Genomic DNA, 24,838 nt, shown 5'->3' with positions numbered 1-24,838 from the left:
ACCGCGAGACGTTTTCCCGGCGGGCCTGTGCCGGGTACGGTCGGGCTCGCCGACCGTCCACGCCCCACAGGAGCGCGCCCATGACCACCGCCACCACCCGCCGCGGCGAACGGCGGGTCAGCCCCGTCTTCGCCGGGATCCTCGCCGTGACGGCGGTGACCGGCTGGGCCACCTGGACGGGGTTCGCCGCACAGCCCGGCATCGCGGTGTTCCTGTTCGTCACGGCGGCCTGGATCGTCTCCCTGTGCCTGCACGAGTACGCGCACGCGCGCACCGCCCTGCACAGCGGCGACATCACGGTCGGCGCGAAGGGCTACCTCACGCTCAACCCGCTGAAGTACACGCACGCGCTGCTGAGCATCGTGCTGCCGGTGCTGTTCGTGATCATGGGCGGGATCGGTCTGCCGGGCGGCGCGGTGTTCATCGAGCGCAGCCGCATCCGGGGCCGCTGGCGGCACAGCCTGATCTCGGCGGCGGGCCCGCTGACGAACGTCCTGTTCGCGGCGGTGTGCACGGCGCCCTTCTGGCTGCACGCCCTGGACGGCGTGCCCCGCGACTTCCGGTACGCGCTGGGGTTCCTCGCCCTGCTCCAGGTGACGGCGGCGATCCTGAACTTCCTGCCGGTGCCGGGCCTGGACGGCTACGGCGTGATCGAGCCGTGGCTGTCGTACAACGTGAAGCGGCAGGTGGAGCCGTTCGCGCCGTTCGGGCTGCTGTTCGTGTTCGCGCTGCTGTGGGTGCCGTCGATCAACGCCGTGTTCTTCGATGCGATCGACGCGATCCTGCGCGGCCTGGGCGTCGACGACTTCTCCCGCGCCTGCGGCTACGAGCTCTACCGCTTCTGGCGCGATACCCCGGAGATCTGCACGATCAGCCCGTGACGGACTTGCCCGGCCCCCCGGCGGACCGGCCGCGCTTGATGTAGTACCAGGTCATGTTGGACGACAGACCCGCCAGCAGCACCCAGACGATCCCCAGCCAGCTGCCCTGGACGAACGAGACGACCGCCGCGGCGACGGCGAGGACGCAGACGACGAGCGTGTACAGGGCGAGTCGCCGGGTCCGGGTGGGCGGGGGCGAGAGGCTCATGGGGGTCGGCTCCTTGCGGGGGACACTGCTACGACGACCAGTGTCCCCCATCGGTCCCTGCACCTCGTACGTCGGCTCACACGTCGGTGACGCGGAGCCCGGCGTGTGCCTTGTAGCGGCGGTTGACGGAGATCAGGTTGGCGACCAGGGACTCGACCTGGTGGGCGTTGCGCAGCCGGCCGGCGAAGACGCCGCGCATACCGGGGATGCGCCCGGCCAGCGCCTGCACGATCTCCACGTCGGCACGCACCTCGCCGAGCACCATCACATCGGTGTCGATCTGCTCGATCTCCGGGTCCTGGAGCAGGACGGCCGACAGGTGGTGGAAGGCGGCGGTGACCCGGGAGTCCGGCAGCAGGGCGGCGGCCTGCTCGGCGGCGCTGCCCTCCTCCGGCTTGAGCGCGTAGGCACCCTGCTTGTCGAAGCCGAGCGGGTTCACACAGTCGACGACGAGCTTGCCGGCCAGCTCCGCGCGCAGGGACTCCAGCGTCTTGCCGTGGCCCTCCCACGGTACGGCGACGATCACGATGTCGCTGCGGCGCGCGGTCTCGGCGTTGTCGGCGCCCTCCACGCCGTACCCCAGCTCGTCGGCGGCGGCCTGGGCGCGCTCGGCGGCCCGGGAGCCGATGATCACCTTCTGGCCGGCCCGGGCGAGGCGGTAGGCGAGGCCCTTGCCCTGCGGGCCGGTGCCGCCGAGCACGCCGACGACCAGCCCGGAGACGTCGGGCAGGTCCCAGGGGTCCTTGACGGGGGCCTTCGCGGGAGTCTGTGCGCTGTCGGTAGAGGTCATGCGCCGACTCTACGTCCGTGGCGCGGGCGGCACCCGGTTCAGGTGAGCCGCGTCACGGGCACCCGGCGGAAAGTGATCGTCTCGTAGGCGCTGAAGTCCCCTGTCTCGTACAGGAGTCCGACGGTGTCGTGGTCGATGCGGACCAGGTCGGAGTAGGCGGCGGGCAGGCCGTCGACCGTGAAGGCCGTGCGCCAGGTGGTGCCGCCGTCGCCGGAGGCGCGGACGGTCATCAGGGCGCGGAAGGCGGGGTCGGCCGGGGCGGAGAGGAGGAGCAGGTCGGGATCGCGGAGTTGCAGAACGCTGGCCTCGCAGACCGGGGCGGTGAGCCCGGCCTGCGGGCGGAAGGGTCTGACCAGTGTCTTCCCGCCGTCCTTGGAGTGGGCGTCGGCGCGGTTGCCGGGTGAGGGCGAGTCGTTGCGGGTGTTGAAGTAGACGCGGCCGTCGGGGAGTTCGGCGGCGGTGGTCTCGTTCGCGTTGATGTAGCCGTCGGTGTTGTCGTCGAGGTAGCCGAGGTACCAGGTCTCGCCGCGGTCGTCGCTGAGCAGGCAGTGGCCGCCGTTGTACTTGGCCTCGGCGCCGGTGTCGGTGCCGGTGGGCGGCACGGTGTGGTTGCCGGGGACGAGCACGCGCCCCGAGCCGAGCTGGAGGGCGTGGCCGGGGGTGGTGGCGTACCAGCGCCAGCCCGGCTTCTTCACCTGCTGGGTGATCTCTCTCGGCCCGGACCATGTCGCCCCGTCGTCGTCGCTGTGCTGCACCCACACCCGCCGGCCGTCGGCGTCCTTGACCCGGCCGCGCAGGATGGCGTCCTCGGTGGCGGTGGCCGCGGCGCGGACGTGCACCAGCAGGATGCGGCCGGTGTCCAGGACGACGGGGGCGGGATTGCCGGCCAGGTTCTTCCCGTTGCGCGCGGCGACCTTCAGCGGACCCCAGGTGCGGCCGCCGTCCGTGGACCTCTTCAGCACGATGTCGATGCGCCCGTGGTCGGCGGCGGAGTCGGCCCGCCCTTCGCAGAAGGCGAGCAGCGTGCTCGTGGGAGTGGCCACGGCCGAGCGAAGCCCGGACGGGGGGCGGGTGGCCACGACGGCCGGGATGCGGAAACTGGCGTACCCCTCATGCCCCGCACGGAAGGGAACGGACACGTCGGTCATCGGCAGGCTCCTCACACGGAACTGGGAACTGGGGACTGGGAACTGGGAACTGGGAACTGGCAATGCGACTCACGGGACGCGGGACACGACGCGCGGGGCGAAGAACGAAGAACGAAGGACACCGGAGTACACGACCATTGACGGGGACGAGGAGGGCTCGTGGCCATCCCCAGGTCGGGCTAATCCGGGGTGAACTCCACGTCAGAAGTGACCGGTTGCGGCAGGATGCGGTCGTATGGACGCCGTACGGGTCGCGTTGTTGCGCGAAGTGCTCACCGGAACCGAGTGGTTGGGGGCCACGCGACGGTTCGCGGGGGTGCTGCGCGGCTCGGTGGTGGGGCACGGCGGCGGGCTCCTGCTGGTGGGCACGCCCGAGTACGAGCCCTGGCACCTGGCCGCGCACCTGGTGGACGAGGCGGCCTGGTCGGGCACGCCGGAGCTGGCTCCCACGCTGGTACGGCACCACGCGCGCCCCTCCGACCCCGCACACCTGGCCGTCGGACCGGGCCGGATCGAGGAGGCGCGCCGGGGTGAGACGCTGCTGGTGGTCGCGCCCGAGGAGCCGGCGCAGCTGCTGGAGCGGGTGCATGCGGCGCGGCGGGCCGGGGTGACGGTGCTGGCACTGGGGGCGGGCGGGGGCGAGCTGTCCGCGATGGCCCATGACACGCTGGCCGTGCCCGAGGGGGCGGAGCTGGACCTGGACAGCGTGCAGCACCTGGTGAGCGCGGCGGCGGGAGAGAACGGGGGTGCTTCCAGGGGGCGACGGGGTTTCCGCGACCGCCTGTCGAGGCTGGCCGAGATCCTGACGGCACCGCCGGCTGCCCCTTGGTGACCAGCCCACCCACCCACCCGCCTCGGCCAACCAAAAGTGCCCCGCCAAAACCCCGCCCCAACAACCCCACACCGACAGCCCCGACCTCTCCATCCCGACCCGCCAATCCCGAGCCAACGATCCGGACCGAACCCTTTCCAGCAAGACCGAGCTGACCGGGCGGAGAGCCGAACAGCCGGACCGGGCTCCCTCCAGCAGACCGAGTCGGGTGGGTGGCGGGCCGGACGGGCGGGCCAGAACCCTTTCCAGCAGACCGAGTCGGGTGGGTGGCGGGCCGGGCAGCCGGACCGGGCTCCCTCCAGCAGGCCGAGTCGGGCGGGTGGCAGGCCGGACGGGCGGGGTGGGCTCTTTTCAGCAGACCGAGCCGGGCGGGCGGCGGGCCGAACGTACGGGCCAGAACTCTTTCCAGCAGACCGAGCCGGGTGGGTGGCGGGCCGGGCAGCCGGACCGGGCTCCCTCCAGCAGACCGAGTCGGGTGGGTGGCGGGCCGGACGGGCGGGGTGGGCTCTTTTCAGCAGGCCGAGTCGGGTGGGTGGGTGGGAAACGGGGTTTGGCGCCCCCCCATCTGCCGGGAAAAGCAGTTGCTGTCCGACTCCGGCCGAGCAGAGCATTCCCCGGTGGCCCAAGCTCTCCTCCCCGACCTGACCCCCTGGAAGACCTCCGCCGACTTCCGCCGCCTGTGGGCCTCAGGCCTGATCAGCACCTTCGGCAGCTTCCTCACGTTCGTCGCCCTCCCGGTCCAGCTGAAGAACCTCACCGGCTCGGCGGCGGCCGTGGGCGCGATCGGGGCGGTGGAGCTGCTCCCGCTGATCGTCTTCGGCCTGTACGGCGGCGCCCTCGCCGACGCCCTCGACAAGCGCGGCCTGATCGTGCGGACCGAGGCCGGCCAGGGCCTGCTCAGCGCCGCCCTGCTGGTCAACGCCCTGCTCCCGCACCCCGCCGTATGGCCGCTCTACCTGATCGCCGCCCTGTCCTCCGCCCTGGTCTCCGTGCAGCGCCCCGCCCTGGACTCCCTGCTCCCCCGGATCGTCGCCCACGACGACCTCCCCGCCGCGGCCTCCCTGAACTCGCTGCGCTGGACGGTCGGCGGTGTGGCCGGCCCGGCCGTCGCGGGCGTGGTCGTCGCCTACGCCGGTCTCGGCTGGGCGTACGCCGCCGACCTGCTGACCTTCGTCGTGTCGCTGGCGTTCGTCGTGCGCATCGCCCCCTCCCCCGCCGTCCACGAGGCGACCGGACCGGACCTGCGGGCCATCGCCGAGGGTGCCCGCTACGCCTGGAGCCGCAAGGAGCTTCTCGGCACGTACGCCGTGGATCTCGCCGCGATGTTCCTGGCCATGCCGATGGCCGTCCTGCCCTTCCTCGCCGACGAACTGCATGCGGCCTGGTCGCTGGGTCTGATGTATGCGACGTTTCCGCTGGGTGCGCTGCTGGTGGGCCTGACCAGTGGCTGGGCCTCACGGATCCACCGGCACGGCCGGATGGTGGTGCTGTCGGCCGCGCTGTGGGGCCTGGCGGTCACGGCCGCCGGGCTCGTCGGCAACGTATGGCTGGTGCTGCTGCTTCTGACCGTCGCCGGCGGCTGCGACATGGTGAGCGGGGTCTTCCGGGCCGCGATGTGGAACCAGACGATCCCCGACGAGCTGCGGGGCCGCCTCGCCGGCATCGAGCTGCTGTCGTACTCGGTGGGTCCGCAGCTGGGCCAGGTCCGCTCGGGCGGGGTCGCCGCGTGGACGGGCGTGCGGACGTCCGTGTGGTCGGGCGGGCTGCTGTGCGCGGGCGCGATGGGGCTGCTGGCCCTCTCTCTGCCGGGGCTGATGGCCTACGACGCACGGACCAACGAGCACGCGGTGCGGCTGCGCGAGCTGCGCACCGCCGCCGCACCCACGCAGGTGTGATCAGTCCTCGTCGGCGTCCTTGTCACCGCCCGCGGAGGCGTCGTGCCAGCGCGGGTCGGTCTCCCACTGGAGGTTGCGCTCGGCCGCGGTCTCCATCGCGTGCTGCGCCTCCTGCGGGCTGGTGTACGGCCCGAAGCGGTCCTTGCCCGGGCAGTCCGGACCCTCCTCGACCTTCTTGTGCTCCAGGCAGTAGTACCACTCGCCCGGCTTGCCGACGGTGCGCTTCTTGAACAGGGGCATGGACAGCTCCTCTCGCCACGGACATGTTCCCCCATGCCCGCTGGTTAGACTCGCTGGCATGTCTGGCCAGTCGCTGCTCGTACCAGGGGAGCTCTCTCCCACCCGTCCGGTCCCCGGGAACATCCGTCGCCCCGAGTACGTCGGCAAGCCCGCGCCGACGCCGTACACCGGCCCGGAGGTGCAGACCCCGCAGACCATCGAGGCGATGCGTGTCGCCGGCCGGATCGCCGCGCAGGCGATGGAGGAGGCCGCGAAGATCATCGCGCCGGGCGTGACCACCGACGAGCTGGACAGGGTCGCCCACGCGTACATGTGCGACCACGGCGCCTACCCGTCCACGCTCGGCTACCGCGGCTTCCCGAAGTCGCTGTGCACCTCGGTCAACGAGGTCATCTGCCACGGCATCCCGGACTCGACGGTCCTCAGGGACGGCGACATCGTCAACCTGGACGTGACGGCGTACATCGGCGGGGTGCACGGCGACAACAACGCCACCTACCTCGTCGGGGAGGTGGACGAGGAGTCGCGGCTGCTGGTGGAGCGGACGCGCGAGTCCCTCGCCCGCGCGATCAAGGCGGTCAGGCCGGGCCGGCAGATCAACATCATCGGCCGGGTCATCGAGTCGTACGCCAAGCGCTTCGGCTACGGCGTCGTGCGCGACTTCACCGGGCACGGCATCAACTCGTCGTTCCACTCCGGCCTGATCATCCCGCACTACGACAGCCCGCACGCGAACACCGTCATGCAGCCCGGCATGACCTTCACGATCGAGCCGATGCTGACGCTGGGCACGCACGAGTACGACATGTGGGACGACGGCTGGACCGTCGTGACCAAGGACCGCAAGCGAACGGCCCAGTTCGAGCACACGCTGGTCGTGACGGACACGGGCGCGGAGATCCTGACGCTGCCCTGACCGCCGCCGAGCCCGCCCCTGACGGGGGCGGGCTTTCTCTTGTACGCTTTTACCGACACACTGTCGGTAACTTTCCCGACGGGGCGTCGGCAAGGCATTGACTTAGGCAAGCCTTACCTTAGAGGATCTGATTCATGGACTCCTTCTCGGCTCTCATCCGCACCGCGTCGCACGAGCAGCACGTGGAGGCGGAGACCTCGACGTTCATGAGCGACCTGGTGGGCGGCCGGCTGGGCGTGGCCGCCTACGCCCGCTACACCGAGCAACTGTGGTTCGTGTACGAGGCGCTGGAGGCCTCATCCGGGCACCTGGCCGCGGACGCGGTGGCCGGGCCGTTCATCCGGCCGGAGCTGCTGCGCCTGCCCGCGCTGGAGCGGGATCTGGCGCACCTGCGGGGCCCCGACTGGCGGTCGGGCCTGTCCGCCCTGCCCGCGACCCGGGCGTACGCGGACCGGATCCGGGAGTGCGCCGAGCGCTGGCCAGGCGGGTACGTCGCCCACCACTACACGCGCTATCTCGGCGATCTCTCCGGCGGGCAGATCATCCGGGACAGGGCGGAGAGGGCCTGGGGCTTCGCCAGGAAGGGCGACGGGGTCCGGTTCTACGTGTTCGAGGAGATCCCCAACCCGGCCGCGTTCAAGCGGGACTACCGGGAACGGCTGGACGGAGTCGCCGCCGACGAGCTGGAGCAGCAGCGGATCGTGACGGAGTGCAAGAAGGCCTTCGCCCTGAACACCGCGGTCTTCCGGGCCCTGGGCGAGGAGTTCCCGCTGACCGCCTGACCCTCTTCACCGCGCGGGACTTGGCTCCCCGGTCCGAGTCCGGACCCGGTCTTCCGGTGGGGGTGCGGGGGCTGCGGCCGTGGCGGGCCGCGTGGGGACCGGCGGCGCGGTCAGCGTTCCAGGAACACCCGGCCGCCGACCTCCACCCAGCCGTGCGGCTGCGGCGCGGTCAGGATCTGGGACCCCCTGCCCTGCGTGATGTTCAGGGCGCGGCCCAGTTGGTCGGTGAGCAGCAGCGCCGCCGCACCCGTCGCCTCGTCCTCCTGGATGCCGTCGTCGCGGCCGGGGAAGGCGCGGGCGCGGATCCGGCCGGCCGCCTCCTCCTCCCATGCCCAGGCGTAGATCCACTCGCCGGGCGGCGGCACCTCCAGCGCGTCGACCTCGGCCGCGGTCGCGTACCGGCGCAGGGTGCGCGGCGGGGCCCACTCCGCGCGGGCCTCGATCCAGCTGAACTCGCCGTCCAGGCGGGCCCCGACGACCCCGGCGGGGGTGACCAGTTCGGGCACGTCCAGCAGCCAGGCGGTGCCGACGCAGGGGTGACCGGCGAAGGGCAGGCGCAGGGTGGGGGTGTAGATGTCGATCACGCCGCGCTCGGGGTCGTCCACGAACACGGTCTCGCTGAAGCCCAGTTTGGCCGCCAGGGCCTGCCGGTCGCTGCGCTCGGGCAGGACCGAGCCGTCGCGGACGACACCGAGTTCGTTGCCGTAGCCGCCGCCCGGTCCGCAGAAGACGCGGAGTACGTCGTAGTCAGTCACTTGGGAATTGAAACATCGCGGCGGCGGCGAGCGCCTGCCAGGCGGGGGCGCCGCCGGGGAGCGGCAAGGTGCACAGGCCCGACGGTTCGTACGGGAGGTCGGCCATGACGTCGCCGTGGTTCCGCTCCATGACGGCTCGCTGCCGTTCGGTCGCGGGGGTGGCCGGGCGCGCCGCCAGTCGTCCCATGGTGTGCCGGTGACTCTCGGCGACGGCTTCGGCGTCGCGGCGCCAGAGGTCCTCGTCGCGCAGCCGGGTCAGGACGACGCACTGCGGGGTGCGCCCTTCCGTGAGGGCGGCCACTGCGCGGTCGTGGCCGTCGAGGATGAGCCAGCCGTCGAGGGCGGGCACCCACCACAGCAGGACAGGGGCGAGGGTGCCGTCGCGGACGTGTTTGCGGTACGCCTTCACGCGGCCGGCGTCGGGGGCGGACAGCTCGCGCAGGGGCAGGACGCCGTGCCAGCCGCCGCCGCAGTACAGCTCCAGGGTGCCGCCGGGCCAGTCGGTCACGAAGTCGGCGGTCCAGATCGGCAGGGCGAAGGCGGTGCGCACCGAGATCTGCCAGCGGCCGTCGTAGAGCGGGGTCTCGTGGGCGTCCTCCAGCCAACGGGCGTACCGGTGCACCCAGTTGACACCTGTGCGCATCTCCGCCGAGCCGATGGGCGGCAGGGGCGAGCGGTAGCCGTCCAGGCGGTGCAGGTGCAGGTCGTGGCAGCAGCCCTCACCGGTGAGCCCGCCCAGCAGCACGGGCCGCCCGGCCTGCCTGAGCACCCTCAGGCGCCCGTCGTCGGTGCTCTCGAAGCGCAACGGGGCCGGGCCGGGCCGGTCCCCAACGTCCAGGACCAGACGGTGCGGGCCGAGCAGTTCCCTGGGTGCGCCGGTCATGCAAGGCATTGTCGGCGAGCCGCACCCCGGCCCGGCAACCGGATTACACCCCGCAGGCCCGCACACCCGCACACCGCACGCCCGCAGGCCCGCACGCCCGCACGCCCGGCCTACGGCCCTCCTGCCGAGGTCCTCGCCGGACGACTGCCCGGGGAGGTCTACGACCAGCCGGTCGAGGCGCTCCCACACCCCCGCACGGGGGGGGCGGCCCCGACAGCCCCTCCCATCACCCCTTGACCTTCTCTTTACTTTCCCTTGGGGTGCACTTTGAGCCGTCGAGATCAAGCCGTGCCTGTGAGATTTTCGTGAGAGCTGAATCGCCACCCGGGCGGGTAGAGGTGAGGTAAGCCTCATGTAAGTTAGGCCAGCCTCACCACACCATCCCCGCTTGGAGCCTGCATGCGAGCCGTCCGACTCACCGTCACCGCAGCCGCCACCGTGGCTGCCCTGACCGCCATCACGGCCTGCACGGCGAAGAGCGACGCCAAGGACGGCGACGCGATCCAGGTGACCGCCGCCGACTCCAAGTGCGAGACCTCCGCCAAGTCTGTCCCGGCCGGCCAGGTCACCCTGAAGATCGAGAACAAGGGCTCCAAGGCCACCGAGGTCGAGATCCTGTTCCCGGACGACCGGATCGTCTCCGAGAAGGAGAACATCGGCCCGGGCACGAAGTACACGCTGACCGCCGAGGTGAAGGCCGGCTCCTACGAGATCGCCTGCCGCCCCGGCATGAAGGGCCGCGGCGTCCGTCAGAAGCTCACCGTCAGCGGCTCCGGCACGGCCGCCAAGCGCGACCCGAAGCTGGACAAGGCCGTCGCCGACTACCGCGAATACGCCCAGGAGCAGGCCGACGCCACCGTGCCGCTCGCCGAGACCTTCGCGAAGGCGATCAAGGCCGGCGGCATGGAGGCGGCGAAGAAGGCGTACTCCCCCTCACGCCTCGGCTGGGAGCGCACCGAGCCGATCGCCGAGTCCTTCGGTGACATCGACCCCAAGACCGACACGCGCGCCGACGGCCTGGAGGCCGGCCAGAAGTGGACCGGCTGGCACCGCCTGGAGAAGGCCCTCTGGCAGGACAAGAAGATCGGCGCCGAGGAGAAGACCCTCGCCGACCAGCTGGTGACCGACCTGAAGGACTGGCAGAAGCGGGTCGGCAAGGCCGAGATCACCCCGACCTCCATGGCCAACGGTGCCAAGGAGCTGCTGGACGAGGTCGCCACCGGCAAGGTCACCGGCGAGGAGGACCGCTACTCGCACACCGACCTGGTCGACTTCAAGGGCAACGTCGAGGGCGCGCAGAAGGCGTACGAGCTGCTGAAGCCGGTCGCCCGGCAGAACGACAAGGCCCTGACCACCGAGCTGGACAAGCAGTTCGCCGCGCTGAACACGCTGCTCGACAAGTACCGCTCGGACAAGAACACGTACGACTTCATCTCGTACGACAAGGTCACCAAGGACCAGCGCAAGGAGCTGTCGGACGCGGTCAACGCCCTCGCGGAGCCGCTGTCCAAGCTCGCCGCCGCGGTTGCGAAGTAAGAAGGAGCAGACGGGCATGACCGAGACCCAGGGCAGCTCCTCCCCCTCCCGTCGCGCGCTGATCGGCTGGGGCGGTGCCGGGCTCGCGCTCGGTGCCGCCGCGGCAGGCGGCGCGGTGGCCGCGGCCAGGGCGGGCAACGACGTGGATCCGACGGCCGCCGAGGCGGGCGGCGCGGTGGAGTTCCACGGCGCCCACCAGGCCGGCATCGCCACCCCCGTGCAGGACCGGCTGCACTTCGCCGCGTTCGACGTGAAGACCGACGACCGCGACGAGTTCGTGCAGATGCTGAAGGACTGGACGGCGGCCGCGCGCCGGATGACCGCCGGGAAGGCGGTCGGCGAGGGCGCGTACGGCGGGCTGGCCGAGGCGCCGCCGGACGACACCGGCGAGGCCCTCGGGCTCAAGCCGTCGCGGCTGACGCTGACGATCGGTTTCGGCCCGTCCCTCTTCGAGAAGTTCGGCCTGGCCGGCCGGCGGCCCGAGGCCCTGGTCGACCTGCCGCAGTTCCCGGGCGACAACCTGGACCGGGCGCGTACCGGCGGCGACCTGTGCATCCAGGCCTGCGCGGACGACCCGCAGGTGGCCGTGCACGCGATCCGCAACCTGGCCCGCATCGGCTTCGGCAAGGTCGCCATCCGCTGGTCCCAGCTCGGCTTCGGCAAGACCTCGTCCACGACCCCGGACGCCCAGACGCCCCGCAACCTCATGGGGTTCAAGGACGGTACCCGCAACATCGCGGGCACCGAGCCGGACCGGCTGAAGAAGTTCGTGTGGGTCGGCGACGGCGACGGTCCCGGCTGGATGGAGGGCGGGTCGTACCTGGTCGCCCGGCGCATCCGGATGAACATCGAGACCTGGGACCGGACCTCGCTGCAGGAGCAGGAGGACGTCTTCGGCCGGGACAAGGGCGAGGGCGCTCCGGTCGGCAGGGCCAAGGAGCGGGACAAGCCGTTCCTGAAGGCGATGAAGCCCGACGCGCACGTCCGGCTCGCCCACCCGGACTCCAACAACGGGATCACGATCCTGCGCCGGGGCTACTCCTTCACCGACGGCAGCGACGGGCTCGGCCGTCTCGACGCGGGCCTGTTCTTCCTGGCCTACCAGCGTGACGTGCGCAAGGGGTTCATCCCGCTGCAGCGCAAGCTGTCGGCGCAGGACGCACTCAACGAGTACATCCAGCACGTGGGTTCGGCGGTCTTCGCCGTGCCGCCCGGCGTCCGGGACAAGGACGACTGGTGGGGCCGCACGCTGTTCACGAAGGAGGCGTAGCCCGTGTTCTCCAACTACCTGATCGGCCTGCGCGAGGGGCTTGAGGCGTCGCTCGTCGTCTGCATCCTGATCGCCTATCTGGTCAAGACGGACCGCAGGGACGCCCTGAAGCCGATCTGGATCGGCGTCGGCGTCGCGGTCGCCATCGCCATGGGCTTCGGCTGCGCCCTCGAATTCGGCTCGCAGGAGATGACGTTCGAGGCGCAGGAGGCGCTCGGCGGCTCGCTGTCGGTCGTCGCGGTCGGCCTGGTGACCTGGATGGTGTTCTGGATGCGGCGCACCGCCCGGCACCTGAAGTCCGAACTGCACGGCAAGCTGGACGCGGCCCTCGCCATGGGCACCGGCGCGCTGGTCGCCACCGCCTTCCTGGCCGTCGGCCGGGAAGGTCTGGAGACCGCCCTGTTCGTGTGGGCCTCGGTGCACGCGGCGAGCGACGGCACCCCGCGTCCGCTGATCGGCGTGGCCCTCGGTCTCGCCACGGCCGTCCTCCTCGGCTGGCTGTTCTACCGGGGCGCCCTGAAGATCAACCTGGCCAAGTTCTTCACCTGGACCGGCGGCATGCTGGTCGTGGTCGCGGCGGGCGTGCTGGCGTACGGCTTCCACGACCTGCAGGAGGCCAACTGGATCCCGGGCATCTCCGACCTGGCCTTCGACATCAGCGACACCATCGCGCCGGACAGCTGGTACGGCACGCTGCTGAAGGGCGTGTTCAACTTCCAGCCCGACCCGACCGTGGTCCAGGTCACGGTGTGGCTGCTGTACCTGATCCCGACACTCGCGATCTTCTTCGCCCCGGTAGGGTTCGCCTCCGGGAAGGGGAGGGTGAAGGCACCTCATGACCAGGGAACGCAGCCGTCGAAGGCTCCGCAGGCGTGACCGGAACGCACTCATAGCGGCCTCACTGACCGCTTTGTCGTTGACCGCGAGCGGATGTGTGGTGGTGCACGGGGAGCGCGCGATGCTCCCCGCCGCCACCCGCGCCGAGGCCGCGAAGGCCCTCACGCAGTTCACGGACGCGTACAACAAAGCCGACAAGGCCTACGACAGCTCCCTGGACGAGGACCACGTCACCGGCGCCCTCGCCGACATCGACTCCGCCCGGCTGAAGGCCGGGCACGCCAACAACCCCGGCGGCAACGCGAGTCACACCCCGCTGACGCTGACGGACGCGAAGTTCACCATCCCCAAGAAGGCCGGCTGGCCCCGCTGGTTCGTTGCCGACGCCAAGGGCAACAAGGGCGGCGACTACCGCTGGCTGCTGGTCTTCACGCGCAGCGGCCTGGGCGAGCCGTGGCAGGCGGCGTATCTGACGCTGGTCCTGCCCCGTGAGGTACCGGAGTTCAAGAAGGACGCGGACGGGTTCGGCGAGGCCGTGCCCGCCGGTTCCGCGCAACTGGCCGTCCCGCCGGGCGATCTCGGCAAGGACTACGCGGTCTACCTGAAGAACGGCGGGAAGACCTTCGCGGACGGCCGCAACACCAGCGGCTGGCGCGCGGACCGCAAGGCGCAGGCCAGCAAGCCGGGCCTGGTGCGGCAGTACATCGACCAGCCGCTCACGCACGGCGATTACGCGCCGCTCGCGCTGCGCACCGCGGACGGCGGGGCGCTGGTGTTCTTCACGACGCACCACTACGAGAAGCGGACCGGCGCCCCGGGCACCACGGTGCCCGTCCCGAACAAGGACGTGCAGGCCCTGACCAAGGGCGAGGTCAAGCAGTCGCTGACGCTGGAGTACATCTCCAACGAGGTCGCCCTGGACCCCGCCGGCAGCGGTCCGGTGTCGGTGCTGGGGCGGGTGCAGGGCCTGACGGCCGCCCAGGGCGAGTAGACCCGCCGGACGCCCTCGCGCCCGACGGACGGACCCGGTGGCACGGGGGCCGGCCTCGGTGGCGCGGGTCGGGCCTCGGTGGCGCGGGTCGGGCCTCAGTGGCGCGGGGGCCAGGTGGTGCCCGCGTGCTCCGCCTCGGCTTCGGCCTCGGCATGGCGGGCACAGGCGTCCGTGAGCACCTCCAGCAGGCTCAGCGGGTCGGGAAGCGCGTGCTCGGGGCCGCGCACCCAGCGCATCCGCTCGTCGTCGTCGCCGGGCAGCCGGGCAGGCGGTACGAGGACATAGGAGCCGCGGCAGTGCCAGCGCAGCCCCGGGTGCTCGTCCATGGTCTCGGGGCGGCAGTCCAACTCGCAGGGCCACCACTCGTCCTCGTCCTCGGGGGTGCCCCGGGTGAGGGTGAAGAACAGCATGCGGCCGTCGTCGCTCTCGGCGACCGGCCCGACCTCGACGCCGTTGCCGAGCAGCCGCTCCAGCGCCTCCCGACCGGCCTGGACGGGCACGTCCAGGACGTCGTGCATCATGCCGGTCGCCGTGATGAAGTTCGCGTCCGGCTGGTGCCGGGCCCAGCGCTCGATCTGCCCGCGGTCGGTCGTGGACTGCGTCTGCCAGGCGAACGACACCGGGTGCCGGCCCGGGATGGGACAGCCCACGCGGTCGCAGGAACAGCGGTAGCCGGACACGGGGTGCGCGGCGGGGGCCAGCGGCAGTCCCGCTGCGGCGGAGGCGAGCAGCAGAGCCTCACGGCCGCCGTCGTCGGCGGCTTCCTTCGGGCGGCGTCCGCGCAGCCACTGGGAGAGTTTGCTCTGTCGGGCCGACCGGCCGCCGAACGTCGCGCTCATCTATCCCCTCGCCTCGCTGGTGTGCGGACAGCATGCCTCATCGTCCCACCTTCATGCGCTTCGGGGTTCCGCGGGGCGGATCCGGAGGAAGCGGACGAGACACGGCTCACACGGGCGACGCCTAGAAAAGCGCCTCAAGCCGACAAACCCGATCAATCCATGACAGCCGCCGCAAACGCCCACCCGAGCCCGCGGCTGCCGCCGCAAACGCCCGGCTGCGGCCGCATCCCTTGGATGGTCCAGGCCGGTCAGGACGCCTCCGTGCCCCTCCCCGCGGCGCATCGCGTACAGGCCGGTGGCGCCTGCGGCGAGCACGCCGAGACCGCCGCAGGCCCGTATCCGCCCGGTCGGGGTGGGGAGGGACACCCGCCCGGAGCCGCTCACCGCTTCCCGCCCCCGGCCCCCTCTCCCGCCTGTCGGCCCCCGGCCGCCCTCTCCCGACTCCCGACTCCCGGCCGCCGTCGCGGCTGCCGGGGCAGGGATCCGGCCGTGTCGGACGGGCGGGTGGGCGGATTCAGCGGGGGGTCAGGCCGTGCAGGGCGTAGTCGATCAGGGTGTCCGTGTAGTCGTAGGAGATCGGCCCCGTGCGCTGCAGCCAGCGCTGGGCCAGGGGCGAGACGAAGAGTTCGAGGGCGATGCGCGGGTCGATCCCGGGGCGTACCGCACCGCTCTCCTGGGCCGAGCGCAGCCGGTCCACGTACAGCTGGAGCTGGGGTTCGAGCATCTTGGTGACGAACTCGCGGCCCAGCTGCTCGTTGACCACGCCCTCGGCGGTCAGCGCACGGGCGGGCACCTCGAAGCGGGGGTCGAGGAGTTCGTCGACCGTGGCCCGCAGCACCGCCTTGAGGTCGGCGGCGAGATCGCCGGTGTCCGGGATCGCGTACGGCTCGTGGCCGGCCGCCAAGGCCGCCTGCTCGCCGAGGTCCAGGAACGCCTCCATCAGCACGTCCGCCTTCGAACCCCACCACCGGTAGATCGTCTGCTTGCCGACCCCGGCCCGGGCGGCGATCCCCTCGACGGTGGTCTTCGGGTATCCGACCTCGCCGACCAGGGCGAGGGCTGCGGCGTAGATCGCCCGGCGGGACTTCTCGCTGCGGCGGGTGGCGTCGGGGGCGGGCTTGTTGGCCATGGGTCGAAGCTAACAAGCCGCTACGACACCGGGTCCACGCGCTCCCCGCTCTCCGGCGGCCACGCATCCCCCCAGTCGGCGTCCCGGGCGGCCTTGTACAGGTCTCCGTGGCGCTTGGTGACCGTCGTACGGCGCAGCTGCTCCTCCGCCTCGCACAGATCGAGCAGCACCTGTCCCTTGCGGATCTGCGGACGCCGTACCACCCGCGCGGCGGGCGGGCGGGCGGGCAGCCGGGTCGCGGCGACGTAACTGAACTTCTCGTCCTCGTACGCCAGGGAGCCGCCCTTGACCTGGCGGTGCAGGGAGGAGCGGCTGACCCGGGCCGAGAAGTGGCACCAGTCCGTGCCGGGGACGATGGGGCAGGCGGCGCTGTGCGGGCAGGGGGCGGCCACCCGGAACCCTGCGCGGACCAGGCGGTCGCGGGCCTCGATGACCCGGTCGTAGCCGGCGGGCGTGCCCGCCTCCACGATCACGACGGTCTGTGCGGCGGCCGCGGCCGCGTCCACGAGGGCGGCGCGGTCGGCCTCGGCGAGTTCGTTGAGGACGTAGGACACCGTGACCAGGTCGGTGCTCTCCAGGGTGAGCGCGGATCCGATGCGGGCGCGCTGCCAGCGGGCCTCGCGCAGCGCCGGGTTGGCGGCGGCGATCTCCTTGCCGAGGGCGAGGGCGGGCTCGGCCCAGTCCAGCACGGTCACCGGACGGGTGCCGTCCCAGGTGGCGGTGACCGCCCAGGTGGCCGCCCCGGTGCCGCCGCCGACGTCCACATGGCTGCCGGGCGTCCATCCGGGCACGGCGTCCGCGAGCGCCTCCAGCGCCGAGCGCACCGCCTCGAAGGTGGCGGGCATCCGGTAGGCGGCGTAGGCGGCCACGTCGGCGCGGTCGCGCAGGATCGGGGCGTCGGTCGGGGTGGCGCCGCGGTAGTTGGCGATCAGCCGTTCCACGGCGCCGGCGGCGGACTTGGGCGGAAGTCCGTCCAGCAGCGCGGCCAGGGATGCGCGCAGGGTGTCGGCCGGGTCGGCGGGAGCGTTCACCTGGTGATTCTCGCAGGTGCCCGGCAGGGCTCGGGCCGCCTGCTCAGGCTCCGCGTACCGCTCGGGCCGCCTGCTCAGGCTCCGCGTACCGCTCGGGCCGCCTGCTCAGGCTCCGCATACCGCTCGGGCCGCCTGCTCAGGCTCCGCATACCGCTCGGGCCGCCTGCTCAGGCTCCGCGTACCGCTCGGGCCGCCTGCTCAGGCTCCGCGTACCGCTCGGGCCAGACGCGTGGCCGCGGCCGCCCTCGGCCGGCTGTCCGGCGGCCGTCTGCGCGGGTGCACGGTGTTGGCCAGCAGGACGAGGAAGGTGTCCGTCGCCGGATCGAGGACCAGGGAGGTTCCGGTGAACCCGGTGTGGCCGGCCGCTCCCTTGCCCGCCAGCTCGCCCATGAACCAGGGCTGGTCCACGGCGAAGCCCAGCCCCGGCGGGGTGAGCAGGAGTTCCACGAAGTCGGGGCCGAGGATGCGTGCGGGGCCGTACGCGCCGCCCGCGAGCAGGGCCCGGCAGAAGACCGCGAGGTCGTGGGCGGTGGAGAACAGGCCCGCGTGGCCGGCGACACCGCCCAGCGCCCAGGCGTTCTCGTCGTGGACGACGCCCCGCAGCATCCCGCGGTCCGCCTTGGCCCAGGGGCGGCGCTGGTCCTCGGTGGCGGCCGCGCCGGGGCAGGGCCCGAAGGAGGTCGAGGTCATCCCGAGCGGGCGGGTGATGCCGTCCTCGATCAGGACGTCGAGGGCACGGCCGGTGATCCGCTCCAGGAGGAACTGGAGCAGGAGCATGTTCAGGTCCGAGTAGAGGTACGTGCCGGGCTCGGACGTGGGCGCCTCGGTGCGGAGCAGGGCGAGGCGGGCCCGGTCGTCGACGCAGTCGTACAGGGGGAGTTCGGGGCGCAGCCCGGAGGTGTGGGTGAGCAGCTGCCGCACGGTGACGTGGTGGGCGGCGGCCCCGGCGAACTCGGGCAGGTAGGCGCCGACCCTGGCGTCCATGCCGAGGGTGCCGCGCTCGATCTGCTGCACGGCGGCGACGGACGTGAAGAGTTTGGTCAGGGAGGCCAGGTCGAAGGGGGTGTCGACGGTGACCGGGACCCGGGCGGCGGGCGGCAGTTCGAGGCCGGTGCCGGTCTCGGGGTCGCAGGAGGCGTAGCGCACCGCCCAGCCCGCGGCCTCGGCCACGGCGATCACGGGGCCGCGGCCGGCCAGCACGACGGCACCGGCCGCCCAGGGGCGGGCTCCGGTGGTCAGGGCGTGCACCTCGCCGGTCAGGTGCCCGAGTTCGGTGGGGTCGAGCCCGGCTCGTCCGGGTGTGCCGGCGCGCAGTCTCGGTGCGCTCAGTTCTGGTCTCCCTCCGACCCCGCACATGCGTTCCAAGGACGGCACATTCCCATGAAACATGCCGCCGCGACCAGCGCACCCACCAGTTGGACGAGCGCCATGGGCACGGCGGTGTGCTCTCCGGCGACCCCGACGAGCGGGGAGGCGACCGCTCCGACGAGGAAGGAGGAGGTGCCGAGCAGCGCGGAGGCGGAGCCGGCAGCGTGCCGGGTGCGCAGCAGGGCCAGGGTCTGGGCGTTGGGCAGGGTGAGGCCCATCGCGGACATGAGGACGAACAGGGCGGCGGCGATCGGCGCCAGGCCCACCTCGCCGAGGACACCCGAGGTCATCAGCAGCAGGGCGGTCGCGGCGGCCACGATCACGGCGAGGCCGGTGGCGAGCACCTTGTCCAGGCTGACCCGGCCCACCAGCAGTTTGCCGTTGACCTGTCCGGCGATCATCAGCCCGACGGAGTTGAGGCCGAAGAGCAGACTGAAGGTCTGCGGGGAGGCGCCGTAGATCTCCTGGACGACGAACGGCGAGGCGCTGATGTAGGCGAACAGCGCGGCGAAGGCGAAGCCGCCGGCGAGCATGTAGCCGGTGAAGGGCAGGTCGGCGAGGAGGCCGCGCATCGCGCGCAGGGCCTGCCCGGCTCCCCCGTCACTGCGTTCGGCGGGCGGCAGCGTCTCGGGCAGCCGCAGCCGGACGAGCACGGCGAGCGCGGCCCCGACGGCGGTGAGGACGACGAAGACGCCACGCCAGTCCGTCACCCTGAGGATCTGCCCGCCGATCAGCGGCGCGACGATCGGTGCGAGCCCGGAGATCAGCATCAGGGTGGAGAAGAAGCGGGCCATGGCGTCGCCGTCGTAGAGGTCGCGTACGACGGCCCGTGCGATGACGATGCCGGCCGCGCCCGCGAGGCCCTGCGCCAGCCGGAAGGCGACCAGGGTCTCGACGTTCGGCGCCACCGCGCACAGGGCGGTGGCGAGGAGGTAGACGGCGAGGCCGGTCAGCAGCGGGCGGCGGCGGCCCCAGCGGTCGCTCATCGGGCCGACGACCAGCTGGCCGAGGGCCATGCCGGCCAGACACGCGGTGAGGGTGAGCTGGACGGTGGCGGCCGGGGCGTGCAGGGAGCGGGTGACCTCCGGCAGCGACGGGAGGTACATGTCCATCGCGAGCGGGGGTGTGGCGGTGAGGCCGCCGAGGACGAGGACGACGAGCAGGCCGGTGCGACGGGTGGCCGCGGACGCGGGCGACGCGGTCGTGGACGGGTGCTCCGTCTGCGGTGTCGGTGCCGCCGCATGCTCGGTCATGCGTCCCTCCCTCTGTGAAACAGCCGGCACCCATGCTCTCAGTTCGCACACACTGCCGAGGCACACGTGAGCGAGGGTGGGGCGGCCGAGGCGGCGGTCGGGGAAGGCGACGGCCCTGGAAGCCGCCACGGTCACCCTTTAGCCGTATGGCGGACACCTGATTCCGCATGGCGGACTTCCCGCCTACGCTGCGGAGCCATGACTGACAGGCAAACGAAGATCGCGGTGGTGACCGGCGCCGGCTCCGGCATCGGGCGGGCCGTCGCCGTGGAGCTGCTGCACGCCGGCTGGTCGGTGGCGCTGGCCGGCCGGCACATCGAAACGCTGGAGGAGACGGCGGCGCTGGCGCCGGGGACGCCCTCGCTCGCCCTGCGCACCGACGTGTCCCGGCCCGAGGACGTGGAGGCCCTGTTCGCGGCGGCCGTGGAGCTGTTCGGGCGCGTCGACCTGCTCTTCAACAACGCGGGGACGTTCGGCCCCGGCGGGGTGCCCGTGGAGGACCTGCCCTACGACGCCTGGCGGCACGTGGTGGACACCAACCTCAACGGGGCGTTCCTGTGCGCGCAAGCGGCGTACCGGCAGATGAAGGAGCAGGACCCGCTGGGCGGCCGGATCATCAACAACGGCTCCATTTCGGCGCACACGCCCCGGCCCCTCTCGGTCGCCTACACCGCGACCAAGCACGCGCTGACCGGCCTGACCAAGTCGCTGTCGCTGGACGGGCGGCCGTACCGCATCGCGGTCGGGCAGATCGACATCGGCAACGCGGCCACCGACATGACGGCCCGGATGCGGACCGGCGCGCTCCAGGCCGATGGAGAGGTGGTCCCGGAACCGGTGATGGACGTGGCCGACGTGGCGCGGACCGTGCGGCACATGGCCGAGCTGCCGCTGGAGGCGAACGTGCAGTTCGCGACGGTACTGGCGACGGCGATGCCGTACATCGGGCGAGGCTGAGGGCGGGCCCCGGGACGGGGGGTGCCCCAACTCCCTTACTTACACAAGCGGAATTTGAACATCCGCGGTATTGCGGCCGGTCGAGGACATATGCTCAACTTTCCTCCACCAGAGCTTCACATTTGGAGCACGGAGGTTCCGTAGCCACACCGAGGGGGGAGTCGGCAGCCGTTCCACCGCACCGGGTTTGGGGGTGGACCCCGCTTCGCACCACGGGGTACGCACCGGTGGGTGGAACGGCTGCCGCGTACGTCTCCGGCGGCTCGCCGGCAACCAGGGCGAAGGGCCGGTGCGGCGAAGGCACTGAGCCTGCCGGTGTCGGCGCCGGCGGACTCAGCGCCGGTGCCGCCCGCCGGACTCCGCCTTCGCCCGCACCTCGGCCTCCGGGTCCGGAGCCGCAGCCGGTTCCGCCTCCCCCGCGGCGGTCACCGCCTCGGCCCTGCCGGCCTTGACCTTGCGGCGCAGCGCCCAGGCGCCCGCCCCGAGCAGGGCCGCCGTTCCCGCGGCGCCTTCCAGCAGCCGCCATGTCGAGGGGCTCCTGGACGACGAGCCGGGGGCGCCTGCCGCGGCCCCGGCCGCCTTCCGCACGGGCGCGGGGGTCGCGCGCGACCCGCCCTCGCTCAGCGCCTCGACCATCATGCCCACCGGCTGCGCGGAACGCCCGCGCCCGAAACCCCAGTCGAGCAGCGCGGCGGTCTGCTCGTAGACGGCGTTGCTGCCGGTGGCCGGATGCATCACGGTGACCAGCAGAGTCCGCCCGCCCCGGGTGGCCGCGCCGGTGAAGGTGTTGCCGGCATGGCTGGTGTAGCCGTTCTTCACCCCGAGGAGCCCCCGGTACGTCGGCAGCCCCCACGCCCCGGTCAGCAGACGGTCGGTGTTCTGGATCTGGAAGGTCTTCTTGCCGCCCGCCGGGAAGTCGGCGGTCCGCGTGCCGCAGTAGCCGCGGAAGTCGGCGTCCTTGAGGCCGTGCCGGGCGAACAGCGTGAGGTCGTACGCCGAGGAGACCTGGCCCTTGTGGTCGAAGCCGTCGGGGCTGACCACATGGGTGTCCAGGGCCTGCAGATCCTCGGCCCTGGCCTGCATCTCGGCGACCGTCTTCGCGACACCGCCGTTCATGTGCGCGAGCACGTGCACCGCGTCGTTGCCGGAGCGCAGGAACACCCCCTGCCACAGTTGCTCGACGCTGTAGGTGAGGCCGGGCTTGACGCCGACGAGGCTGGATCCGGAGGGGATGTCGGCGAGGTCGGCGTCGGTGACCCTGTACCGCGCGGTGCGGTCGAACTTCTTCAGCAGGGTGTCCGCGAACAGCATCTTCAGCGTGGACGCGGGCGCGAGGCGCTGGTGCGCGTTGAACGAGGCGAGCACCTCTCCGGTCTCCCAGTCGGCGACGAGCCACGAGCGGGCGGTGAGCTTCTCGGGGAGTCCGGCGGCGCCCTGCACCTGGACACCGTCGCGGGCCAGCCGCTCACCACCGATGACGGGTGCTTCGGCCGCAAAAGCGTCGGTTGCCGGGGACAGGGGGAGGGCGGCGGCCGTCAACCCGAGGACGGCACGTCGGCTGAGCCGGGAACAATCGCGCATCCCGGGACCGTACATGCACCCAGCAGCAGTTTCGCGGAACGGACCCCTCCGCGACCCAGGAATTTACAGTCTTATGAAAATCCGTTCACTTACCTTGCTTTCTCAGTTCCGGCGCCACCTTCACCCAGTGCGTCGCAAAGGTTCCTTCCTCGCCCGGAGCAAGGCCCTGTCGTCCTCCGGCAGCGGCCGGCAGGGAGGCCCGGGCGGCAGCGGGCAGCCGCAGGTGCAGGTCAGGTGCGGGTGCAGGTGCGGGGCGACGGCGTGGACGTCGACGTCAACAGCTGCTCCGTGGCCGGCGTCGACGTCAGCGACCGGACCCTGGACACAGCATCGGCAGGGCGGCGGTACGCCTCTGTCGTCGTACGGCGTACCCGGGGGCTGCTCAGCGCCCGAGCAGGCCGTCGATCTCGGCCGACTGCGCCGCGGTGAGCGGCCCCTTGGCGAGGGCGCCCGCGTTTTGTTCGGCCTGGGCGACCGAACGGAACCCGGGGATCGGGATCGTGCGCGGGCTGCGCGCCCACAGCCAGGCCAGGGCACCCTGGGCGAGCGTACGGCCGTCACTGGTCAGCACCTCCCGCAGCGCCTCGACCCGGGCGACCCACAGCGGATCGGCCCCGGAGCCGTCCCCGAACCCCTGCAACCACGCGGGCGGCCTGCTCCGGACGTCCCCGGCCTCCATCGACCCGCGCCGCTTGCCGGTCAGCAGGCCCATCGCGAGCGGACTGCGGTTGACACTGGCGAGCCCTGCCTCCTCGCACAGCGCCAGCATGCCGGGAGCGTCCTGGAGCACGTTGAGCGCGTGCTGCACGGCGGCGCAGTGCTCCCCCTCGGCGAAGACGGCGGCGCGGTCGGGGTCGTCCGTGCTCCAGGCGTAGGCGCGCACGAGCCCTTCGGCGACGAACTGCTCGCACACGTCGCGGAGTTGAGCCGCCTTCTCCGGCGCCGCGTCGGAGAGGTGCAGCTGGTAGAGGTCGATGTGGTCGGTGCCCAGGCGCCGCAGGGACGCGGTCAGGGCGCGGCGGGCGTAGGCCGGGGAGTCGTCGGCGCCGGTGAGGGTGCGGGTCCGCTCGTCGAAGACGTTGCCCCACTTGGTGGCGAGGACGACGTCGGCGCGGCGCCTGCCGAGGGCGCGGCCCAGGACGCGCTCGCTGTGTCCGGCGCCGTAGGTGTCGGCGGTGTCGAAGAAGGTGACGCCGAGATCGAGAGCGCGGCGGACGGCCCGTACGGATTCCTCGTCGTCGACCTTCCCCCAGCCGAGGGGCTGCCCGTCCGCGGACTGCCACTCGCCGCCGATGGCCCAGCAACCGAACCCGAGGGCACTCACGTCGATACCGCTGCGCCCCAGTGTCCTGGTGGCGGTCCCCGCGCCTGCACCCATGCCTGTACCGACGCCGGCACCCACGCCTGCACCCATGGCTGTCTCTGCGCCTGCGTCCGTGCTGCCCGTGTCGGTGCCGCCCGCGTCCGTGCTGCCCGTGTCGGTGCCGCCCGCGTCCGTGCCTCCTGTGTCCATGGCCGTGGAGGCTAGGAGTTGGAGCGCACGCGAGGACAAGACCTCGGGCACGGCATTCTTCCGGGCTTACGCCTGCCCGGTCTCGAAGCGGGAGATGTGACCGTCCGGGGTGACGGTGAAGCGCCAGGCCGTACGCATCTCGCCCCAGGTGTCGTTGCGGTACTGGGCGATGAGGGCGCGGCCGCCGTCGGACTCGGCGGCGACGTCCATGTGACCGTGGGAGGAGAAGATCTCGTTGTCGATCCACTCGGCGAGATCGCGGTCCGCGCCGTCGTCCGCCATGGTCGCGTCGGGCGTCAGCAGGTGCAGGAAGCCGTCGCGGTCGTGCGCGTTGACGGCGGTGACGAAGGCGCGGACGGCCGGGTCACTGAGTTTGGAGGTCTGAATCGCCATGCCAGCCAGACTCACACCGCTTACTGGGACCCGCCACCCGAACGGCATCCAGGACGGGCCCGCGCCGGGGCGGGGTGCGACGGTGGAAACCGTAGAGGGACCCCGTAACGCTGACGACCTGACTCGCGCCCGGCTCTGTTGACCTGCCGACGACCTGCTGATGGGGAGTAACCGTGACCTGTTACGACCGACGTGATCTGGGCCTGCTGCTGCTCCGGCTGGGAACCGGCGGGGTGCTGGTGGCGCACGGCGCACAGAAGCTGTTCGGCTGGTTCGGCGGGTACGGCCTGGAGGGCACCGGCCAGTTCATGGAGTCCGTCGGCTATACGCCCGGCAGGGCCAGCGCGACCATGGCGGGCCTCGCGGAGGCGGGCGGCGGCACACTGCTGGCGCTCGGCCTCGCGACCCCGGCGGCGGGCGCGGCGGCGGCCGGCGCGATGGCCGGGGCCTCGGCGGTCCACAAACCCAACGGTTTCTTCGCCCAGGAGGGTGGCTACGAGCACGCGGCGACCCTGGGCCTGGCCGCGGCCGGCCTCGCCGTCGCGGGCCCCGGCCGTCTCTCCCTCGACCACGCCTCGGGCCATGTCTTCGACCGCGGCTGGATGGTTCCGGTGGCGCTGGGGGTGACGGCGGTGGCGACGGCGGTCGTGGTGGGCGCACGGAACAGGCGGGTGCGGGAGAAGACGGAGGGGCAACAGGAGGTCCTGTTCGAGGACTAGGTGTTCTGTCCATGGAGGTTGGTGACAGCGATCACTGACGTGTGATCTTGAAATGGGTGAGGGCCCTCTGGCCTGGTGTGGATTGCGACAT

At 72.1% G+C, this 24,838-nt stretch carries 25 protein-coding genes; 11 read left to right on the top strand and 14 right to left on the bottom strand.

The window, feature by feature from the left end; all coding sequences use genetic code 11:
• Window positions 1–80: 80 nt before the first annotated feature.
• Window positions 81–881 carry a site-2 protease family protein gene (locus ACFZCP_RS41140; RefSeq protein ID WP_391441158.1) on the top strand — a complete coding sequence of 267 codons (801 nt, stop codon included), beginning with the start codon at window positions 81–83 and terminating at the stop codon, window positions 879–881.
• Here ACFZCP_RS41140 and ACFZCP_RS41135 read toward each other — a convergent pair.
• The 3 genes from ACFZCP_RS41135 to ACFZCP_RS41125 are packed head-to-tail and all read right to left on the bottom strand — an operon-like array spanning window position 871 to window position 3,027.
• Window positions 871–1,140, bottom strand: a complete 270-nt coding sequence (locus ACFZCP_RS41135; RefSeq protein ID WP_391441156.1) for a hypothetical protein — start codon at window positions 1,138–1,140, stop codon at window positions 871–873. The two genes, ACFZCP_RS41140 and ACFZCP_RS41135, sit on opposite strands and share 11 nt — an antisense overlap.
• A 25-nt stretch (window positions 1,141–1,165) precedes the next feature.
• Entirely contained in the window at window positions 1,166–1,879 is a 714-nt protein-coding gene (npdG, locus tag ACFZCP_RS41130; protein ID WP_391441154.1) for an NADPH-dependent F420 reductase, read from the bottom strand.
• 38 nt (window positions 1,880–1,917) lie between these two features.
• Window positions 1,918–3,027 (bottom strand): exo-alpha-sialidase, encoded by a 1,110-nt coding sequence (locus ACFZCP_RS41125; protein ID WP_391441151.1) that lies wholly within the window; start codon window positions 3,025–3,027, stop codon window positions 1,918–1,920.
• A gap of 235 nt (window positions 3,028–3,262) precedes the next feature.
• On the opposite strand from ACFZCP_RS41125, the gene ACFZCP_RS41120 reads away from it, so the two are divergent.
• Window positions 3,263–3,859: a hypothetical protein gene (locus ACFZCP_RS41120; protein WP_362679331.1), complete on the top strand. Its 597-nt coding sequence runs from the start codon at window positions 3,263–3,265 to the stop codon at window positions 3,857–3,859.
• Window positions 3,860–4,476: 617 nt separating this feature from the next.
• A complete protein-coding gene (locus tag ACFZCP_RS41115; RefSeq protein ID WP_391441146.1) occupies window positions 4,477–5,754 on the top strand; it encodes an MFS transporter in 1,278 nt (425 codons plus the stop codon).
• On the opposite strand, the gene ACFZCP_RS41110 is transcribed toward ACFZCP_RS41115, so the two are convergent.
• Entirely contained in the window at window positions 5,755–5,994 is a 240-nt protein-coding gene (locus ACFZCP_RS41110; protein ID WP_391441140.1) for a hypothetical protein, read from the bottom strand. It lies immediately after the preceding gene.
• Between the two features lie 58 nt (window positions 5,995–6,052).
• Here ACFZCP_RS41110 and map point away from each other — a divergent pair, with 58 nt between their 5' ends.
• The gene (gene map / locus ACFZCP_RS41105) at window positions 6,053–6,910 is read left to right on the top strand and encodes a type I methionyl aminopeptidase (protein WP_391441137.1); all 858 of its coding nucleotides are present in this window, start codon (window positions 6,053–6,055) and stop codon (window positions 6,908–6,910) included.
• Between the two features lie 134 nt (window positions 6,911–7,044).
• Window positions 7,045–7,692, top strand: coding sequence for a biliverdin-producing heme oxygenase (locus ACFZCP_RS41100; protein ID WP_391441133.1), 648 nt, complete (start codon window positions 7,045–7,047; stop codon window positions 7,690–7,692).
• Between the two features lie 110 nt (window positions 7,693–7,802).
• On the opposite strand, the gene ACFZCP_RS41095 is transcribed toward ACFZCP_RS41100, so the two are convergent.
• Window positions 7,803–8,447, bottom strand: coding sequence for a PhzF family phenazine biosynthesis protein (locus ACFZCP_RS41095; RefSeq protein WP_391441130.1), 645 nt, complete (start codon window positions 8,445–8,447; stop codon window positions 7,803–7,805).
• The gene (locus tag ACFZCP_RS41090) at window positions 8,440–9,330 is read right to left on the bottom strand and encodes a hypothetical protein (protein ID WP_391441126.1); all 891 of its coding nucleotides are present in this window, start codon (window positions 9,328–9,330) and stop codon (window positions 8,440–8,442) included. Before ACFZCP_RS41090 ends, ACFZCP_RS41095 begins: the two co-directional genes overlap by 8 nt.
• Window positions 9,331–9,729: 399 nt before the next feature.
• On the opposite strand from ACFZCP_RS41090, the gene efeO reads away from it, so the two are divergent.
• From efeO to ACFZCP_RS41070, 4 genes are read left to right on the top strand one after another with little or no spacing between them, the layout of a single operon-like run.
• Window positions 9,730–10,866: an iron uptake system protein EfeO gene (efeO, locus tag ACFZCP_RS41085; protein WP_391441123.1), complete on the top strand. Its 1,137-nt coding sequence runs from the start codon at window positions 9,730–9,732 to the stop codon at window positions 10,864–10,866.
• A 16-nt stretch (window positions 10,867–10,882) separates the two neighbouring features.
• Entirely contained in the window at window positions 10,883–12,136 is a 1,254-nt protein-coding gene (efeB, locus tag ACFZCP_RS41080) for an iron uptake transporter deferrochelatase/peroxidase subunit (protein WP_391441119.1), read from the top strand.
• A 3-nt stretch (window positions 12,137–12,139) separates the two neighbouring features.
• Window positions 12,140–13,012, top strand: a complete 873-nt coding sequence (gene efeU / locus ACFZCP_RS41075) for an iron uptake transporter permease EfeU (RefSeq protein ID WP_391441111.1) — start codon at window positions 12,140–12,142, stop codon at window positions 13,010–13,012.
• A complete protein-coding gene (locus ACFZCP_RS41070) occupies window positions 12,972–13,964 on the top strand; it encodes a hypothetical protein (protein ID WP_391441106.1) in 993 nt (330 codons plus the stop codon). Before efeU ends, ACFZCP_RS41070 begins: the two co-directional genes overlap by 41 nt.
• Window positions 13,965–14,059: 95 nt before the next feature.
• On the opposite strand, the gene ACFZCP_RS41065 is transcribed toward ACFZCP_RS41070, so the two are convergent.
• The 5 genes from ACFZCP_RS41065 to ACFZCP_RS41045 form a co-directional block, all read right to left on the bottom strand.
• Window positions 14,060–14,803, bottom strand: coding sequence for a bifunctional DNA primase/polymerase (locus tag ACFZCP_RS41065; protein WP_391441103.1), 744 nt, complete (start codon window positions 14,801–14,803; stop codon window positions 14,060–14,062).
• A gap of 514 nt (window positions 14,804–15,317) precedes the next feature.
• The gene (locus ACFZCP_RS41060; RefSeq protein WP_391441101.1) at window positions 15,318–15,932 is read right to left on the bottom strand and encodes a TetR/AcrR family transcriptional regulator C-terminal ligand-binding domain-containing protein; all 615 of its coding nucleotides are present in this window, start codon (window positions 15,930–15,932) and stop codon (window positions 15,318–15,320) included.
• A gap of 20 nt (window positions 15,933–15,952) precedes the next feature.
• Window positions 15,953–16,963 carry a small ribosomal subunit Rsm22 family protein gene (locus tag ACFZCP_RS41055; protein ID WP_391441097.1) on the bottom strand — a complete coding sequence of 337 codons (1,011 nt, stop codon included), beginning with the start codon at window positions 16,961–16,963 and terminating at the stop codon, window positions 15,953–15,955.
• Between the two features lie 198 nt (window positions 16,964–17,161).
• Window positions 17,162–18,352, bottom strand: a complete 1,191-nt coding sequence (locus tag ACFZCP_RS41050; protein ID WP_391441095.1) for a serine hydrolase — start codon at window positions 18,350–18,352, stop codon at window positions 17,162–17,164.
• A complete protein-coding gene (locus tag ACFZCP_RS41045; protein ID WP_362679286.1) occupies window positions 18,289–19,584 on the bottom strand; it encodes a multidrug effflux MFS transporter in 1,296 nt (431 codons plus the stop codon). The genes ACFZCP_RS41050 and ACFZCP_RS41045 overlap by 64 nt, the downstream gene beginning before the upstream one ends.
• A gap of 198 nt (window positions 19,585–19,782) precedes the next feature.
• On the opposite strand from ACFZCP_RS41045, the gene ACFZCP_RS41040 reads away from it, so the two are divergent.
• Window positions 19,783–20,541, top strand: a complete 759-nt coding sequence (locus tag ACFZCP_RS41040) for an SDR family NAD(P)-dependent oxidoreductase (protein WP_391441090.1) — start codon at window positions 19,783–19,785, stop codon at window positions 20,539–20,541.
• A 333-nt stretch (window positions 20,542–20,874) separates the two neighbouring features.
• On the opposite strand, the gene ACFZCP_RS41035 is transcribed toward ACFZCP_RS41040, so the two are convergent.
• From ACFZCP_RS41035 to ACFZCP_RS41025, 3 genes are all read right to left on the bottom strand, one after another.
• On the bottom strand, window positions 20,875–22,122 hold the full coding sequence (locus ACFZCP_RS41035) for a serine hydrolase (RefSeq protein ID WP_391441088.1): 1,248 nt from the start codon (window positions 22,120–22,122) through the stop codon (window positions 20,875–20,877).
• A 382-nt stretch (window positions 22,123–22,504) separates the two neighbouring features.
• On the bottom strand, window positions 22,505–23,500 hold the full coding sequence (locus tag ACFZCP_RS41030) for an aldo/keto reductase (protein ID WP_391441310.1): 996 nt from the start codon (window positions 23,498–23,500) through the stop codon (window positions 22,505–22,507).
• Between the two features lie 201 nt (window positions 23,501–23,701).
• Window positions 23,702–24,028, bottom strand: a complete 327-nt coding sequence (locus tag ACFZCP_RS41025) for a nuclear transport factor 2 family protein (RefSeq protein WP_391441085.1) — start codon at window positions 24,026–24,028, stop codon at window positions 23,702–23,704.
• A 173-nt stretch (window positions 24,029–24,201) separates the two neighbouring features.
• Between ACFZCP_RS41025 and ACFZCP_RS41020 the strand changes: the two genes are divergently transcribed.
• On the top strand, window positions 24,202–24,747 hold the full coding sequence (locus ACFZCP_RS41020; protein ID WP_362679274.1) for a DoxX family protein: 546 nt from the start codon (window positions 24,202–24,204) through the stop codon (window positions 24,745–24,747).
• The last annotated feature ends 91 nt before the right edge of the window (window positions 24,748–24,838 follow it).

The organism is Streptomyces sp. NPDC007971 (assembly GCF_042958635.1).
Lineage (GTDB): Bacteria > Actinomycetota > Actinomycetes > Streptomycetales > Streptomycetaceae > Streptomyces.
Note: the sequence above shows the minus strand (reverse complement) of the source record. Positions and strands in the feature narration are given on the sequence as shown.